This window comes from Streptomyces sp. NPDC057543, from assembly GCF_042801895.1.
GTDB lineage: Bacteria > Actinomycetota > Actinomycetes > Streptomycetales > Streptomycetaceae > Streptomyces.
Map to the genome: position 1 here is coordinate 1 of NZ_JBHVFF010000185.1, position 17,198 is coordinate 17,198.

Here is a 17,198-nt window from a genome sequence, read left to right on the forward strand (position 1 = left end):
GAGCGGGCCTCACTTTTCAGCTACTGCGGTCGATCAACGACCGGAGGGGGCACGGAGCGTCAGCTCTGGCCGCCCGCCAGCTTCTCGCGCAGGGCAGCCAGGGCCTCGTCCGACGCCAGGGCGCCGGAGTTGTCCGCGGACTCCGAGGAGTACGAGCCGCCACCGCTGCCGCCGGAGGCAGCCGGGGCGCCACCGGCCGGGGCGGCAGCGCCCTCGGCAGCAGCGGCCTCGTCGGCCTCGCGGGACTTGATGACCTGGGCCTGGTGCTGCTCGAAGCGCTGCTGCGCCTCGGCGTACTGCGTCTCCCACGCCTCGCGCTGGGTCTCGTAGCCCTCGAGCCAGTCGTTGGTCTCGGGGTCGAAGCCCTCGGGGTAGATGTAGTTGCCCTGGTCGTCGTAGGACGCGGCCATGCCGTACAGGGTCGGGTCGAACTCGACCGAGGCCGGGTCGGCACCGAAGGACTCGTTGGCCTGCTTCAGCGAGAGGCTGATGCGGCGACGCTCCAGGTCGATGTCGATGACCTTGACGAAGATCTCGTCGTTGACCTGGACGACCTGCTCCGGGATCTCCACGTGGCGCTCGGCCAGCTCGGAGATGTGGACCAGACCCTCGATGCCCTCGTCGACGCGCACGAACGCACCGAAGGGAACGAGCTTGGTGACCTTACCGGGAACGACCTGCCCGATCTGGTGCGTACGGGCGAACTGCTGCCACGGGTCTTCCTGCGTCGCCTTGAGCGACAGCGAGACGCGCTCGCGGTCCATGTCGACGTCGAGAACCTCGACGGTGACTTCCTGGCCGACCTCGACAACCTCGGAGGGGTGGTCGATGTGCTTCCAGGACAGCTCGGAGACGTGCACGAGACCGTCGACGCCGCCGAGGTCCACGAACGCACCGAAGTTGACGATCGAGGAAACGACGCCGGAGCGGACCTGGCCCTTCTGCAGGGTCGTGAGGAAGGTCTGGCGGACCTCGCTCTGGGTCTGCTCCAGCCAGGCACGGCGGGACAGGACCACGTTGTTGCGGTTCTTGTCCAGCTCGATGATCTTGGCCTCGAGCTCCTTGCCCACGTAGGGCTGGAGGTCGCGGACACGGCGCATCTCGACGAGGGAGGCCGGCAGGAAGCCACGGAGGCCGATGTCGAGGATGAGACCACCCTTGACGACCTCGATGACGGTACCGGTGACGATGCCGTCCTCTTCCTTGATCTTCTCGATCGTGCCCCAGGCACGCTCGTACTGAGCGCGCTTCTTGGACAGGATGAGGCGGCCTTCCTTGTCCTCCTTCTGGAGAACCAGGGCCTCGATCTCGTCGCCGACCTTGACGACCTCGTTCGGGTCGACGTCGTGCTTGATCGAAAGCTCGCGGGAGGGGATGACGCCTTCGGTCTTGTAACCGATGTCGAGCAGGACCTCGTCCCGGTCGACCTTCACGATGACGCCGTCGACGATGTCGCCGTCGTTGAAGTACTTGATCGTCTCGTCGATCGCGGCGAGGAAGGCTTCCTCGTTACCGATGTCGTTGACCGCTACCTGCGGGGTGGTGGCGGTGGTCTCGGTGCTGCTCGTCATGTGGGAAAGGGCTCCGGTACGGACAGTGAGTCGTAGGTACTGCTACGCCGGGAGCCCGTATCGCCTCTGCAGAAGCCGGACAGCTCGGGAAGCACCGGACCCGCCGAACGGGAAGCGCCTCGTGAACCGAGGGGACATACAACAGATGCGAGCGCGGCCTGCTAGGTCTGAGGCGCGCAGGCTCGCAGCGCAACTTGTAGCATACGGGGGCAGCCGGGCACGGTCAATGCGCGAAGGTGCACACCCGGTACATAACGGCCCATTTCCGGCACAATTCGTGTTCTCCGAGGCCACGTCGGCCCCGGGAGACAATTGCGTGAGCACGGAGCCGTAAGGACAGACACCCCTGGTTACGTACCGCGTGCGGCGGGGTGAAGGCAAACTACAACGACGGACACGATGAGCCAAGAGATCCACCCGGCGGAGCCCGAAGCGACACGCCGCAGCGCGTCGCAGGCCGAGAGCAGCCGGGCCAGTCGCGGCTGGTGGGACCGGAACGCCGACGAGTACCAGAGCGACCACGGCTCCTTTCTCGGCGACGACCGTTTCGTCTGGGGTCCGGAGGGGCTCGACGAGGCCGAGGCCGCTCTGCTCGGCCCCGCCGGGTCGCTGAAGGGCCTGGACATCCTGGAGATCGGTGCGGGCGCCGCGCAGTGCTCGCGTTGGCTCGCCGCCCAGGGAGCCCGTCCGGTGGCCCTGGACCTCTCGCACCGACAGTTGCAGCACGCCCTGCGGATCGGCGACGAGGTCCCGCTGGTGGAGGCGGACGCCGGGACGCTGCCGTTCCGGGACGCCTCCTTCGACCTGGCGTGCTCCGCCTACGGCGCGGTGCCGTTCGTCGCCGACCCCGTGCAGGTGTTCCGCGAGGTGCACCGGGTGCTGCGCCCCGGGGGCCGCTGGGTCTTCTCCGTGACGCATCCGGTCCGCTGGGCGTTCCCGGACGAGCCGGGGCCCGAGGGGCTCTCGGTCGCGGCCTCGTACTTCGACCGCACCCCCTACGTCGAGCAGGACGAGCGGGGCGACGCGGTCTACGTCGAGCACCACCGGACACTGGGCGACCGGGTGCGGGACGTGGTGGCCGGCGGATTCCGGCTCGTCGATCTCGTCGAGCCGGAGTGGCCCGCCTGGAACCACCAGGAATGGGGCGGCTGGTCCCCGCTGCGCGGGAATCTGATCCCTGGCACGGCGATCTTCGTCTGCGTACGGGACTGATCCTCGGGGGGGCGGTCCCCGGGGTACGGAAGCGGTCCCGAGGTACGGAAGCGGGGGCGTGTCGTACGAGACTGGGGGCGTGATCCGTACCGACGCCCTGGACCAGTTGCCCGTACGCACCGCTGTGCCCGCCCTGGAGCGGGCGCTGGACGACCGCGGTGTCGCGGTGCTGTGCGCTCCGCCCGGCACCGGTAAGACCACCCTCGTACCGCTGGTCCTGGCCGGTCTGGCCGGGGGCGGCCCGGTGCGCAGGGTGGTGGTCGCCGAGCCGCGGCGGATCGCGGCGCGGGCGGCGGCACGGCGGATGGCGTGGCTCGTCGGGGAGCAGCCCGGCAGGCGGATCGGCTTCACGGTCCGCGGGGAGCGGGTGGTGGGGCACGAGACCGTGGTGGAGGTGGTGACCACCGGGGTGCTGCTCCAGCGGCTGCAGCGCGACCCGGAGCTGGCCGGGGTCGATGCGGTGATCATCGACGAATGCCATGAGCGGCATCTGGACGCGGACACGGTCGCCGCGTTCCTTCTCGATGTGCGGGAGGCGATCCGGCCCGATCTGCGGCTGGTCGCCGCGTCCGCGACGACGGACGCGGCGGGCTGGGCACGACTGCTGGGCGACGCCCCGGTGGTGGAGGCACAGGGTGTTGCGCACCCGGTGGAGGTGGTCTGGGCGCCGCCTGCCGGACCGGTGCGGCCGCCGCACGGGATGAGGGTCGATCCGGTGCTGCTGACGCATGTCGCGGCGACGGTGCGCCGGGCGCTCGCCGAACGGGACGGCGACGTGCTGTGCTTCCTGCCCGGTGTCGGCGAGATCGGCCGGGTGGCCGGGCAGCTGGCGGGGGTGACCGCCGAGGTGCTCCAGGTGCACGGGCGGGCTCCGGCGGCGGTCCAGGACGCGGTGCTGGCCGGTTCGTCCGACAGGCGGCGCGTGGTGCTGGCGACGTCGGTGGCGGAGTCGTCCCTGACGGTGCCCGGGGTACGGGTCGTGGTCGACTCGGGGCTGGCCAGGGAACCGCGCACCGATCACGCGCGGGGGCTGAGCGCGCTGACGACCGTACGGGCCTCGCAGGCGGCGGGCAGGCAGCGGGCGGGCCGGGCCGGACGTGAGGCGCCGGGGACGGTGTACCGGTGCTGGGAGCAGGCGGAGGACGGGCGGCTGGCGCGGTTCCCGTCCCCGGAGATCAAGGTCGCGGATCTGGCGGCGTTCGCGTTGCAGGCGGCCTGCTGGGGCGATCCGGACGCGTCGCGGCTGGCGCTGCTCGATCCGCCGCCCGCGGGCGCGATGGGCGCGGCGCGCGAGGTGCTGACGGCGGTCGGCGCGGTCGACGCGGCGGGGCGCGTCACCGACCGGGGTGTCCGGATGTCCCGGCTGGGCCTGCATCCGCGGCTGGCGCGGGCCCTGCTGGACGGCGCCGCCGAGGTGGGTGGGCGGCGGGCGGCCGAGGTGGTGGCGCTGCTGAGCGAGGAGCCGCCGCGGGAGTACGGGGACGATCTGGCGGCCGCGCTGCGCACCGCCCGGCGGGGCGGGGACGGGTATGCGGCGCGTTGGCGGCAGGAGGTCCGGCGGTTGTCGTCGTCGGTCGAGGACGTGGGTGGTGCTCCCGGTCCGGACGACGCCGCCGTCGGTCTGGTGGCCGCGCTGGCGTTCCCGGAGCGGGTGGCGCGGGCGCGGGGCGAGGGGGCGTTCCTGATGGTGTCGGGGACGGGGGCGGAGCTGCGGGAGGGGTCGGGGCTGCGCAGCGCGCCGTGGCTCGCGGTCGCGGTCGCCGACCGGCCCGCCCATGCCGCGTCCGCGCGGGTGCGGCTCGCCGCCGTCGTCGACGAGGGTACGGCGCGGACCGCCGCCGGGCATCTGCGGTTCGCGGGCGAGGAGGTCCGCTGGTCCGGCGGCGATGTGGTGGCCCGCCGGGTGGAGCGGCTGGGTGCCGTCGAGCTGTCGGTGCGCCCACTGAAGGAGCCGGCGCCCGCGCTGGTGCGTGGGGCGTTGCTCGACGGGCTGCGCCGCGAGGGGCTCGGGGTGCTGCGCTGGACGCGTGAGAGCGAGCAGTTGCGGGAGCGGCTCGCTTTTCTGCACCGGGTGGCGGGGGCGCCGTGGCCGGAGGTGTCGGACGGTGCGCTGCTGGACCGTGCCGAGCAGTGGCTGGAGCCCGAGCTGTCCCGGGCCCGGCGGCGGACCGATCTGTCACGGATCGACGCCGGGCAGGCGCTGCGGCGGCTGCTGCCGTGGGCGACCGGTGAGGCGGCCCGGCTGGACGAGCTGGCGCCGGAGCGGATCGAGGTGCCGAGCGGCTCCCGTATCAGGGTGGAGTACGGCGGGGCGCAGCCCGTACTCGCGGTGAAGCTCCAGGAGTTGTTCGGTCTGCGGGAGACTCCGCGGGTGGCCGGCGTGCCGGTCGTGGTCCATCTCCTCTCCCCTGCCGGCCGTCCCGCGGCGGTCACCGCGGATCTGGCGTCGTTCTGGCAGGACGGCTACCGGGCGGTGCGGGCGGAGCTGCGCGGCCGGTATCCGAAGCATCCGTGGCCTGAGGACCCCACGACGGTGGAGGCGACCCGGTTCACGAAGGCGCGGCTCAGGCGGGAGTAGGCGGGAGTAGGAAGAGGACGTGGCTCAGACGGGAGTGGGTTGCGGGTCGGGGGTGGGGGTTGTCGCCCCGTCGGGCAGTTCGCCGTCCGGGCGCCGGGAGCGCGCCTCCAGCCACAGGGCGAGTGCGAGCAGGACCGTGCCGAGGGCGAGGAAGCCCCAGGGCAGGTACGAGGTGAGCAGCAGGACCAGCAGGCGCTGGGACTTGACCAGGGCGACGATCGAATCGACGTAGTCCGCACGCATCTTCACGTGCCCGGCGAACACGGTGACGGTGTCCTGGGGCAGGCCCATCGCCTTGGCGTTGCGCAGTTCCTCCTTGTGGATCTCCTCGCCGTTGACGGGCGCTCCGGTGACCGGATCCACCCAGAACATCCGCTTGGTGGTGTACCAGCGGGTCATGCCCGTCTTGGCGATCTGTTCCGGGGTGACGCCCTTGATGGGCATCTTCTTCGGCATCGGAACCTTGGTCCACGGGATGGTCTGCTCGAAGTAGTAGACGTTCATGCCGTGGAAGGTTCGGGTGCCCTTGTAGTGAATGGGCGAGCTGGTGCGGGCCTGCGCGTCGAAGTACTCGTAGTCGCGCTTCTCGGTGAGGAAGGGCCACTTGAACTCGATGCCCTCGCGCCTGACCGGGTCGCCGTCGACGGATTCCCCGGTGGCGTGGACGGGGGCCTGGCTGTGCGCGTCGAAGATGTAGCGCTCGGGGATCTCGGAGACCATCTTGCCGTCCGGGCCGACCACGTAGCTGAGGGCGTCCCAGACGACGACGTCGCGGCCGGCGCTGCGCTCGATCTTCTCGGACTCCTCCACGTTGCCTTTGAGGGTCTGCACGATGGTGACCTTGGGGACCCGTTTGACCTTCATGTTGTCGTTGTAGTCGAGGAGGGTGGCGGGCTTCGCCTCCAGCACCGTCTCCTGATACTGACTGGGCGGGATCTTCGCGAGCCTGGGGAAGGCGTACCAGCGCAGCAGGGGCGACATGGCGGCGAAGAAGACGGCGAAGGCCAGGAGTACGAGGCTGGCTCGGCGGCGCATGGTGGTGGTGCCCTCCCTCAGCTTCTGTTGCTTCTTCCGGTTACTGGTTCTTGGGGCCCGGGACGGTGGTCAGCAGAGGTTTGGGCGAGGTCTCTCCGGGCGGGGCGCCGATCGCGCTGATGGTGAAGACGAGCGCGAGGGCTGCGGCCAGCCCGATGGCGGCGGCGACGAGAGCACGCATGCCGGTCCTCCCGGAGAGCACGGATCTGATGGGTCGTCAGGGTTGGGGCACCGTAGCAACGCGGACGCGAGATGAGAACACCGGGCGCGGGATGAGAAAACGTGGAACAGCCCCTCTGCCGGGTGGTGGCGGAGGGGCTGTCGGGACGTGCGGCCGGGCTGATCAGGCGGCGGGGGGCTCCGGGCTCTGCGATGCCTCCGGGGCCGGCGGGGCCACGACCTCGAGCTCGATGACGATCGTGGCGCCGCCCTCGGTGGTGAGGCGCAGCTTGTACGTGCCCGCGGTGTCGTCGGCGTAGATCTTCGGAAGCTTCAGGGTGCCGTCGGCGCCGGTCCTCAGGTTCGTGAGGGTACGGACCGTCTTGCCGTCCGCGTCCTTGAAGTACGGGCCCTTGTCGTTCTCGGCGGGCTCCGCCGCGTCGGTGATCATGGTGGCGGTGACGGCGACACCGTCGGCGACCGCGTCCTTGTAGGTGGCCTTGACCTCGACGGTGTCGGCGAACTCGGCGCCGGGCGCGGCGGTCAGGGCCTTGTCGTCGGTCCTGGCGATCGCGTCGGCCCGACGGGCGGTGACGGTCGCGCCGTAGGTGACGGCAGGCACCGAGCGGCCGGTGGCGACGGCCCGCACCGTGAACTTCCCCGTCTTCTCGCCCGCCTTGAGCACCGGAGCGGTGACTGTGCCGTCGGCCGTGGTGAGGAGGGTGACCGCCTTCTTCCCGCCGTCGAAGGCGGCGTCCGTGTCACCGGCGATGGTGAAGGTCACGGACACCCTGGCGAGCGGGCCGCCGAGGCTGTTCCTGGCCCGCACCTTGATCCGCTCGGCGAACGCGTCGCCCGCGGTGGTGGTCAGCGTGCCGGTGCCGGCGTTCTCCAGGCCCGCGAGGGTCTGGGACGGCGTGGGGGTGGGGGTGGGGGTGGGTTCGGGGGTCGGGCCGGTCGTGGTGCCGCCGCCCGGCTTCGACGGGGCCGGGCTCGGCTTCGGCCCGGGCTTGACGGATCCGGACGGCGAGGGGGAAGGACTCGGGCTGCCGGGCCTCGCGTCCGTACCGCCGAGGCCGGGCGGGATCACGCCGGTGCCGTCGGGGATCTCGTGGGTGCCGCGCTTGTAGTACTCGAACCAGGAGCGGACCGTACGGAGGTAGGCGTCCGAGTGGTTGTAGCTCAGGACCGCCCGGTCGAGATCCGTGGCGATGGACAGATCGCGGGAGCCGGCGCAGAGGTAGTGTCCGGCGGCGAGCGCCGCGTCGTAGATGTTGTTGGGGTCCTTGCGGCCGTCGCCGTTGCCGTCCTGGCCCGAGGTCGCCCAGGTCGACGGGATGAACTGCATCGGGCCGACGGCGCGGTCGTGCGTCGCGTCCCCGTCGTACGCCCCGTTGTCGGTGTCCTTGATCAGGGCGAAGCCCCGGCCGTCGAGGACCGGGCCGAGGATCGGGGAGAACGTGGTGCCGTTCGCGTCGACCCGGCCGCCGCGCGCGTGGCCGGACTCGACCTTGCCGATCGCGGCGAGCAGCTGCCACGGCAACCGGCAGGCGGCGTCGCTGCTCGCGAGACTCTGCTCGGCCTTCTTGTACGCGGCCAGGATCGAAGCCGGTATTCCGGATTCCGCACTGCCGGTGACGGGCAGATTCGTGGACGTGCCCGGCTTGTTGGGCGTGTTCAGCGGGGGCAGTTCCGTGTAGTACGGCGAGTTGCCGGTGGCCGCGCCGTCGTCGGGTGGAGGTGTCGTTCCGGCGGACTGCGGGTCGCCGCTGCCGCCGACCAGCGGTGCGCCGGGGGCCCCGGAGGCGGAGAGTGCCGCCACAGCGACGGCGGCCACAGCGGTGGTGGTCGCCCCCTTGCGAAGCCGGCGACCGAACTGCGCTGCCATACCTTGGCCCCTCCCCTTCGACGGCTGTCCGCGCTCCCCAGCGCCTGGACTCAGGCGACCCTACGGCAACTTGTGCCGCCGGAACACCGTGCACTTACCGGTTCCCACCTGATTTTCACGTTCCCGACAGCAAGTTGTACGGCTGTCGTCGGGTGGGCGACGGCGGCTCGCGCATACTTGCCGCCATGCCGTTCACCCTCAGTCATGCCGCCGCCGTGCTCCCCGGGATGCGGCGCAACGGAACGGCGCGCGGTCCGCTTCTCGCCTCGGCCCTCGTCGCGGGCTCGTTCGCGCCCGACATGACGTACTACGCGGATACCGCGATCCCGGGAGCCATGGAGTTCGGGCAGGTCACCCATTCTGTGTGGGGCGTGTGCACGGTCGATGTGCTGATCACCGGGGTTGTGGTGGCGCTGTGGCTGCTGCTGCGCGAACCGTTGGTGGCACTGCTGCCGGGGGCCTGGCAGGGGCGGGTGCACACGTTCGTACGGGGCCGGCGCGCAGCCGGGCGGGGGGAGTGGAGTGTCCGGGACGGTGGGTGGTTCGCGCTGTCGGCGGTCATCGGGTCCGCCACCCATGTCGTCTGGGACGCCTTCACCCATCACGACCGGTGGGGTGTGCGGCTGGTGCCGGTGCTCGACGGGAGCGTGGGGGGACATCCCGTGTTCCAGCTGGTGCAGTACGGCAGTTCGGCCGTGGCACTGGCTGTGCTCGCCTGGTTCACGGCGTCGGGGCTGCGGCGGACGGGGGCGTGCCCGGCCCCGGCGTCCGTGCCCGTGCTGAGCCGTCGGGGGCGGTGGTCGGCGGGGCGCTGCTGAGCGTCTGCGTACTGCTCGGCGTCGTACACCGGTGCGCACGCTGGTACGCGTACGTCGGGCACATCGACACCCCGCTGGACATCATCCCGACCGCCTGCTTCGGCGCCGGGGCGGGAGCGGCGGTGGGCCTGGTGCTGTACGGGGCGTGGATGCGGCTGCGGCGACCGCGTGCGTCCGTGCCCTCGGTCGCCGGACGGGCCTGATTCTCCGGAAGTCTCCGAAAACCCCCGGGCCCGTCCGGCGCCGCCGCGTCAGTGCGCCGTGTCTCCGCGCTGTGTCAGTGCGCCGCGGACTCCCAGTCCGTGCCGACACCGACCGAGACATCGAGCGGGGCGCGCAACTGCACGGCCGTGGACATCTCGTGGCGGAGGATCTCCTCCACCTGCGCGCGCTCGCCCTCGGCGATCTCCAGCACGATTTCGTCGTGGACCTGGAGCAGCATCCGGGACTTCAGCTTCGCCTCGGTCAGCGCCCGGTCGACATGGAGCATGGCGACCTTGACGATGTCCGCCGCCGTGCCCTGGATCGGTGCGTTGAGCGCCATTCGCTCGGCCATCTCGCGGCGCTGGCGGTTGTCGCTGTTGAGGTCGGGCAGGTAGCGGCGGCGACCGAAGACCGTCTCCGTGTAACCGGTGGCCCTGGCCTCCTCCACCACGCGGTGCAGATAGTCACGCACTCCGCCGAACCGCTCGAAGTAGGTGTCCATCAGGCCGCGCGCCTCGCCCGCCTCGATGCTCAGCTGCTGGGAGAGGCCGAACGCGGAGAGCCCGTACGCGAGTCCGTAGCTCATGGCCTTGATCTTGCGGCGCATCTCCGGATCGACGGCCGACTTGTCGACGCCGAAGACCTGCGAGGCGACCGTCGTGTGCAGGTCCTCGCCGGAGGTGAACGCCTCGATGAGGCCGGCGTCCTCGGAGAGGTGGGCCATCACCCGCAGTTCGATCTGGCTGTAGTCGGCCGTCATCAGCGTTTCGAAGCCTTCGCCGACGACGAAGCCCCGGCGGATGGCCCGGCCCTCGTCCGTACGGACCGGGATGTTCTGCAGGTTGGGGTCGGTGGAGGAGAGCCGGCCGGTCGCCGCCACCGTCTGATTGAACGTGGTGTGAATACGGCCGTCGGCCGCGATCGTCTTGATCAGGCCCTCGACGGTGACCCGCAGCTTCGCCTGTTCGCGGTGGCGCAGCATGATGACCGGCAGCTCGTGCTCGGTCTGGGCGGCGAGCCAGGCCAGGGCGTCGGCGTCCGTCGTGTATCCGGTCTTCGTCTTCTTCGTCTTGGGCAGGCCCAGCTCGCCGAAGAGGACTTCCTGGAGCTGCTTGGGCGAACCGAGGTTGAACTCGCGGCCGACCGCGGCGTGCGCCTCCTTCACCGCCTGCTGCACCGCACCGGCGAACTGCTGCTCCATGCCCTCCAGATGAGCCCGGTCCGCGGCGATGCCGTGCCGCTCCAGACGGGCCAGCAGGACGGACGTCGGCAGCTCCATGTCATGCAGCAGCTCGGCCGCGCCGACCTCGGCGAGCCGGGTGGTGAAGGCCTCCCCCAGGTCCAGGACCGCGCGGGCCTGCGTCATCAGGGCGTCGGCCTCGGCCTGGTCGTCCGCGCCGAAGGCCAACTGCCCGTCGGACGCCGCCGCGGGGGCCAGCTCCCGGCCCAGGTACTCCACCGCCAGTGCGTCCAGCGCGAAGGAACGACGGCCGGGCTTGACCAGATACGCGGCCAGCGCGGTGTCCATCGTGACGCCGTCGACCTGCCAGCCGTGCTCCGGGAAGACCCGCATGGCGCTCTTCGCGTTGTGCATGACCTTCGGCCGCTCCGCGTCGGCGATCCAGGCGGCGAACGCCTGCTCGTCGCCCTCGTCGAGCTCCGCGGGGTCGAACCAGGCCGCCGCCCCGTCGGCCGCGGCGAGCGCGATCTCGGTGACCGTGCCGGAGCCCAGCGCCCACGTGTCGACGGTGGCGACGCCGAGCGGCTGCCCGCCGTGCTCGGCGAGCCAGGGCGCCAGCTCGCCCGCGCCCAGCACCGCGCCGTCCAGCTCGATGCCCGCGGCGGGCGCCGGGGTCTCGTGCTCGGCCGCGCCCGGGTCGACAGCCAGCAGCCGCTCGCGCAGGCTCGGGTTACGGATCTCCAGGACGTCGAGCACACCGGTCACCGCGGTGCGGTCGTACGGCGCGCGCTCCAGGTCCTGCGGGGTCTTCGGCAGCTCCACGTCGCGGACCATCTCGGTCAGCCTGCGGTTCAGCCGCACCGCGTCCAGGTGGTCCCGGAAATTCTGACCGGCCTTGCCCTTGACCTCCTCGGCGCGCTCCACCAGCTCGTCGAACGAACCGAACTGGTTGATCCACTTCGCGGCGGTCTTCTCACCGACGCCGGGGATGCCCGGAAGGTTGTCCGACGGGTCACCGCGCAGCGCCGCGAAGTCCGGGTACTGCCGCGGCGTGAGCCCGTACTTCTCCTCGACCTTCGCCGGGGTGAAGCGCGTCAGCTCCGAGACGCCCTTCGTCGGGTACAGCACCGTGACGTCGTCCGTGATCAGCTGGAACGAATCCCGGTCACCGGTGACGATCAACACCTCGAACCCGGCCGCCTCGGCCTGCGTGGCCAGCGTGGCGATGACGTCGTCCGCCTCGAAACCGTCGATCGCGAAACGGTCGGCGTGCATCGCGTCGAGCAGCTCGCCGATCAGCTCCACCTGGCCCTTGAACTCGTCAGGGGTCTTCGAGCGGTTCGCCTTGTACTCCGGGAACTCCTCCGAGCGCCAGGTCTTGCGCGAGACGTCGAACGCCACGGCAAAATGCGTCGGCGCCTCGTCACGCAGTGTGTTCGCCAGCATCGAGGCGAAGCCGTACACCGCGTTCGTCGGCTGTCCCGACCCTGTCGTGAAATTCTCCGCAGGCAGCGCAAAGAACGCCCGGTACGCCAGGGAGTGCCCGTCCATCAGGAGCAGGCGCGGTCGGTTGTCTGCCGTCTTCTTCGATGCCGTCTCAGCCACGCCCCCGATCCTGCCACGGACCACTGACAATCCCGACCGCACATGACTCCCCGGACACTCCGCCGGGGCCGCGTGGCAGGATCGCGCGAGGAACACGTACCGCATCGATGCGTAAGCGCACCGCGCGCATGCGCATCGGCACCGCCTCGAAGAGGAGCGCACCATGGCCACGAAGCCGCCCACAGGTGACCCGGTCCAGGACGCACCGCAGGTCGAACCCGCACAGCACGCCGCCGCCGGACTGCCGGCCGTGGCCCACAGCCTGCTCATCGCCCAGCAGCAGATGGGCCTGCGGCGCACCGCGCAGACCCTCCTCAAGGTCAACCAGAAGAACGGCTTCGACTGCCCCGGCTGCGCCTGGCCCGAGGGTGACAAGCGGCACACCGCGGAATTCTGCGAGAACGGTGCCAAGGCCGTCGCCGAGGAGGCGACGCTGCGCCGCGTCACTCCCGACTTCTTCGCCGCGCACCCGGTCGCCGACCTCGCCTCGCGCAGCGGGTACTGGCTGGGCCATCAGGGCCGGATCACCCAGCCCATGTACCTCCCCGAGGGCGCCGAGCGGTACGAGGCGGTGACCTGGGAGCGCGCCTTCGGCATCATCGCCGAGGAGCTGCGCGCACTCGACTCCCCCGACGAGGCCCTGTTCTACACCTCCGGGCGCACCAGCAACGAGGCTGCGTTCCTGCTCCAGCTGTTCGCCCGCGAATTCGGCACCAACAACCTCCCCGACTGCTCCAACATGTGCCACGAGTCCTCCGGCTCGGCCCTCATGGAGACCATCGGCATCGGCAAGGGCAGCGTCTCCCTGGAAGACCTCCACCAGGCCGACCTGATCATCGTCGCCGGACAGAATCCCGGCACGAACCACCCCCGGATGCTCTCCGCCCTGGAGAAGGCCAAGTCGGCGGGCGCGAAGATCATTTCGGTGAATCCGCTGCCCGAGGCCGGCCTGGAGCGGTTCAAGAACCCGCAGACCCCGCTCGGCATGGTCAGGGGCGCCGCACTCACCGATCTCTTCCTGCAGATCCGTATCGGCGGCGACCAGGCCCTCTTCCGGCTCCTCAACAAGATGATCCTGGAGACCGAGGGCGCCGTCGATGAAACCTTCATACGGGAACACACCCACGGCTACGAGGAGTTCGCGGCCGCGGCCCGCGAAGCCGACTGGGAGCAGACCCTCGCCGCCACCGGCCTCGACCGCGGCGCCGTCGAAGAGGCCCTCGCGATGGCCCTCGCCTCGAAGCGCACCATCGTGTGCTGGGCCATGGGCCTCACCCAGCACAAGCACTCCGTGCCGACCATCCGCGAAGTGGTCAACTTCCTCCTCCTGCGCGGCAACATCGGCCGCCCCGGCGCGGGAGTCTGCCCCGTCCGCGGCCACTCCAATGTCCAGGGCGACCGCACCATGGGCATCTTCGAGCGGCCCTCCCCCGCCTTCCTCGACGCCCTCGACAAGGAATTCGGGATCACCTCGCCACGCCACCACGGCTACGACGTCGTCCGCTCCATCGAGGCACTGCGCGACGGCGACGCCAAGGTCTTCTTCGCCATGGGCGGAAACTTCGTCGCGGCCACCCCCGACACGGAAGTCACCGAGGCCGCGATGCGCCGCGCCCGCCTCACCGTCCACGTCTCCACCAAGCTCAACCGCTCGCACGCCGTGACCGGCACCCGCGCACTGATCCTGCCGACGCTGGGCCGTACCGACAAGGACGTCCAGGCGAGCGGCAAGCAGTTCGTCACCGTCGAGGACTCCATGAGCATGGTCCACGCCTCGCGCGGCAACCTCACCCCGGCCGGCCCCCATCTGCTCTCCGAGCCCGCCATCGTCGCCCGCCTCGCCCGCGCCGTCCTCGGCCCCGGATCGACCACCCCCTGGGAGGAATTCGAGAAGGACTACGCGACGATCCGCGACCGCATCTCCCGCGTCGTCCCCGGCTTCGAGAACTTCAACGCCCGCGTCGCCCGGCCCGGCGGCTTCACCCTCCCCCACGGCCCCCGCGACGAACGCCGCTTCCCCACCACGACCGGCAGGGCCAACTTCACCGCCGCACCCGTCGAATACCCCGAACTCCCCGAAGGCAGGCTGCTGTTGCAGACCCTGCGCTCGCACGACCAGTACAACACCACGATCTACGGCCTCGACGACCGCTACCGCGGCATCAAGGACGGCCGCCGCATCGTCCTGGTCAACCCCGAAGACGCCCGCGCACTCGGCCTGGCCGACGGCGCGTACGCCGACCTGGTCGGCGAGTGGAAGGACGGCGTGGAACGCCGTGCCCCCGGCTTCCGCGTCGTGCACTACCCGACGGCCCGGGGCTGCGCCGCCGCCTACTACCCGGAGACCAACGTGCTGGTCCCCCTCGACTCCACGGCCGACACCAGCAACACCCCCGCCAGCAAGTCCGTCGTCGTGCGCTTCGACAACGTCCAGGAGCGGGCCGGCCAGGAATGATCCGCACCCACAACCCACTAAGCGTTCGCTCAGTCGTCTGATATGAACGATGCATACAGCAACAGGACTGTGAACCACCGCAGACGATCGGAGCCGGACCCCATGGGCGAGCACACCACACCCAAGTTCCCCCAGGAGATCATCGACGAGTACGCCGCACTCGGCGTCGACCTGCCCGCCCTCTTCTCCGCCGGCCACCTCGGCGAGCGCATGGGCGTCACGATCGTCGAAGCCTCCGCGGACCGCGTCGTCGGCACCATGCCCGTCGAAGGAAACACCCAGCCCTACGGACTGCTCCACGGCGGCGCCTCCGCCGTCCTCGCCGAGACTCTCGGCTCGATCGGCTCCATGCTCCACGGTGGCGCCACCAAGCTCGCCGTCGGCGTCGACCTGAACTGCACCCATCACCGAGGGGTACGAAGCGGCCTCGTCACCGGTGTCGCCACCCCCGTGCACCGCGGCCGTTCCACCGCCACCTACGAGATCGCCATCACCGACGAGCACGACAAGCGGGTCTGCACCGCCCGGCTCACCTGCATGCTCCGCGACGCGCCCCGGCCCGACGCCGCCTGACCGACCGAAACACCCCGCACCACACACACCGAACCACTGCCCGGCCGGACCACAATCCGGCCGGGCAGCGCCATTCCCTCCCACAACCACCAACAGAAACAACACAGTTGAGCAACCGAAACGGCCAACACCCTTGACCGCGCACTCCCTTGTATGGCCCACTCGGCACTCCCCGCACACCACACCGCGTCGACCACACCGACCCGGATGTAACACTGCGTAACAAACGCGCCAGGCGCAAACAGCTCCACGCAGCACCCCGACCCCGGCCCCACCGCCGCCGGGCACCTCGTCGCGCCCGCACACCCCCATCCCCGCCGCCACCGCGCGACAGCAGCAAGATCCACCCAAGCCCCTTAGCAGAGCTGCGCGTTCTCACCATGCGGTCACTCCACCCGACCGGCAAAAAGCCGTACATGTCAGCACAGCCACCTCAAGCCTTGCTCAAAGGCATAACAAGACAGTCACATCCTGCGGCGGACCCATCCCGGACCCCCACACCTGCGCCTAGAGTCACCGCCAGTCACCGCGCCGCCGGGCGCGTCTGCAGCACGGCCCTGTACCAACCAGTACGGCCCGGCGAACGACACGGCACCTCAAGCAGAGGAGGCCGCGCCAGGGAAAGGACCTTTCGTGCGACACCGTTCTTTGCTCATCCTCACCACAGTGCTCACCACAGGAGCACTGACACTCACCGCCTGCGGGTCGCGCGACGACAGCAAGAACAGCAGCAGCGGCGACACCCAGACCGTCGTCATCGGCGTCGACGCGCCCATCACGGGCGACCTGTCCGCCCTCGGCCTCGGCATCAAGAACTCCGCGGACCTCGCCGCCAAGACGGCGAACAAGGAAAAGACCGTCCCCGGCATCAAGTTCGAGGTCAAGCCGCTCGACGACCAGGCACAGCCCTCCGTCGGCCAGCAGAACGCCCAGAAGTTCATCGACGACGACACCGTCGTCGGCGTCGTCGGCCCGCTGAACTCCGGCGTCTCCCAGTCGATGCAGAAGCCGCTCAACGACGCCTCCCTCACCCAGGTCTCCCCCGCCAACACGGGCACCGAACTCACCCAGGGCGAGAACTGGAAGACCGGCGACAAGAAGCGCCCCTACAAGACCTACTTCCGCACCGCCACCACGGACCAGATCCAGGGCGCCTTCGCAGCGAAGTACCTCTTCAACAACGCGAAGATCAAGCAGGTCTACCTCATCGACGACCAGAAGCCCTACGGCGCCGGTCTCGCCGCCTCCTTCAAGGCGACCTTCACCGCCCTCGGCGGCAAGATCACCGGCAGCGACCACGTCAACCCCGACGACCGCGACTTCAACGCCGTCGTCACCAAGGTCAAGAAGTCCGGCGCCAAGGCCGTCTACTACGGCGGCGAGTACCCCGCCGGCGCACCCCTGAGCCAGCAGCTCAAGGACAGCGTCCAGATCCCCCTCATGGGCGGCGACGGCATGTACAGCGCCGACTTCATCAAGCTCAACAAGAAGGCCCAGGGCGACATCGCCACCTCCGTCGGCAAGCCCGTCGAGGAACTCGACTCCGCCAAGAAGTTCATCGCGGACTACAAGGCGGCCGGATACAAGGACGCCTACGAGGCCTACGGCGGCGGCACCTACGACGCCACCTGGTCGATCATCGAGGCCGTCAAGCTCGCCGTCGCCGAAAACAACGGCAAGCTCCCCGACAACGCCCGCGTCAAGGTCCTCGAAGCCATGAGCAAGGTCAAGTTCGACGGCGTCACCGGCCCCGTCTCCTTCGACGAATACGGCGACACCACCAACACCATGATGACCGCCTACCAGGTCGACGGCGGCAAGTGGACCTCCAAGCTCAGCGAGGCCTACAAGCCCTGACCCCCGCAGGCCCTCCCGGGCACGCACTGAACTGACACCCAGACCGCGCGGGAGCGCTACCAG

At 70.2% G+C, this 17,198-nt stretch carries 10 protein-coding genes and 1 pseudogene; 6 read left to right on the forward strand and 5 right to left on the reverse strand.

All coding sequences use genetic code 11. From position 1 onward, the window contains the following. Nucleotides 1-59 precede the first annotated feature (59 nt). Entirely contained in the window at nt 60-1,571 is a 1,512-nt protein-coding gene (rpsA, locus tag ACFU8Q_RS26895) for a 30S ribosomal protein S1 (RefSeq protein WP_072483117.1), read from the reverse strand. Nucleotides 1,572-1,970: 399 nt separating this feature from the next. Between rpsA and ACFU8Q_RS26900 the strand changes: the two genes are divergently transcribed. Together ACFU8Q_RS26900 and hrpB are read left to right on the forward strand one after the other, a co-directional pair. Continuing rightward, on the forward strand, nt 1,971-2,783 hold the full coding sequence (locus ACFU8Q_RS26900) for a class I SAM-dependent methyltransferase (RefSeq protein ID WP_384458283.1): 813 nt from the start codon (nt 1,971-1,973) through the stop codon (nt 2,781-2,783). A gap of 79 nt (nt 2,784-2,862) precedes the next feature. Beyond that, nucleotides 2,863-5,361, forward strand: coding sequence for an ATP-dependent helicase HrpB (gene hrpB / locus ACFU8Q_RS26905; RefSeq protein WP_384458294.1), 2,499 nt, complete (start codon nt 2,863-2,865; stop codon nt 5,359-5,361). A gap of 24 nt (nt 5,362-5,385) precedes the next feature. On the opposite strand, the gene ACFU8Q_RS26910 is transcribed toward hrpB, so the two are convergent. The 3 genes from ACFU8Q_RS26910 to ACFU8Q_RS26920 all read right to left on the reverse strand — a co-directional run bounded on the left by ACFU8Q_RS26910 (nt 5,386) and on the right by ACFU8Q_RS26920 (nt 8,443). Then, a complete protein-coding gene (locus ACFU8Q_RS26910) occupies nt 5,386-6,396 on the reverse strand; it encodes a DUF3068 domain-containing protein (RefSeq protein ID WP_384458285.1) in 1,011 nt (336 codons plus the stop codon). Nucleotides 6,397-6,436: 40 nt separating this feature from the next. Further along, on the reverse strand, nt 6,437-6,577 hold the full coding sequence (locus ACFU8Q_RS26915; RefSeq protein WP_266745573.1) for an SPW_0924 family protein: 141 nt from the start codon (nt 6,575-6,577) through the stop codon (nt 6,437-6,439). Between the two features lie 162 nt (nt 6,578-6,739). After that, nucleotides 6,740-8,443: a lytic transglycosylase domain-containing protein gene (locus ACFU8Q_RS26920; RefSeq protein WP_384458287.1), complete on the reverse strand. Its 1,704-nt coding sequence runs from the start codon at nt 8,441-8,443 to the stop codon at nt 6,740-6,742. A 185-nt stretch (nt 8,444-8,628) separates the two neighbouring features. Between ACFU8Q_RS26920 and ACFU8Q_RS26925 the strand changes: the two are divergent. Further along, nucleotides 8,629-9,464, forward strand: a pseudogene (locus ACFU8Q_RS26925) (DUF4184 family protein). 74 nt (nt 9,465-9,538) lie between these two features. Here the strand turns inward: ACFU8Q_RS26925 and polA are convergent. Continuing rightward, a complete protein-coding gene (gene polA / locus ACFU8Q_RS26930) occupies nt 9,539-12,250 on the reverse strand; it encodes a DNA polymerase I (RefSeq protein ID WP_384458289.1) in 2,712 nt (903 codons plus the stop codon). Nucleotides 12,251-12,413: 163 nt separating this feature from the next. Between polA and ACFU8Q_RS26935 the strand changes: the two genes are divergently transcribed. The 3 genes from ACFU8Q_RS26935 to ACFU8Q_RS26945 all read left to right on the forward strand — a co-directional run bounded on the left by ACFU8Q_RS26935 (nt 12,414) and on the right by ACFU8Q_RS26945 (nt 17,135). After that, on the forward strand, nt 12,414-14,705 hold the full coding sequence (locus tag ACFU8Q_RS26935; protein WP_384458290.1) for an FdhF/YdeP family oxidoreductase: 2,292 nt from the start codon (nt 12,414-12,416) through the stop codon (nt 14,703-14,705). A gap of 102 nt (nt 14,706-14,807) precedes the next feature. Next, the gene (locus ACFU8Q_RS26940) at nt 14,808-15,278 is read left to right on the forward strand and encodes a PaaI family thioesterase (protein ID WP_384458292.1); all 471 of its coding nucleotides are present in this window, start codon (nt 14,808-14,810) and stop codon (nt 15,276-15,278) included. Between the two features lie 648 nt (nt 15,279-15,926). Then, entirely contained in the window at nt 15,927-17,135 is a 1,209-nt protein-coding gene (locus ACFU8Q_RS26945; protein WP_384458296.1) for a branched-chain amino acid ABC transporter substrate-binding protein, read from the forward strand. Nucleotides 17,136-17,198 lie beyond the last annotated feature (63 nt).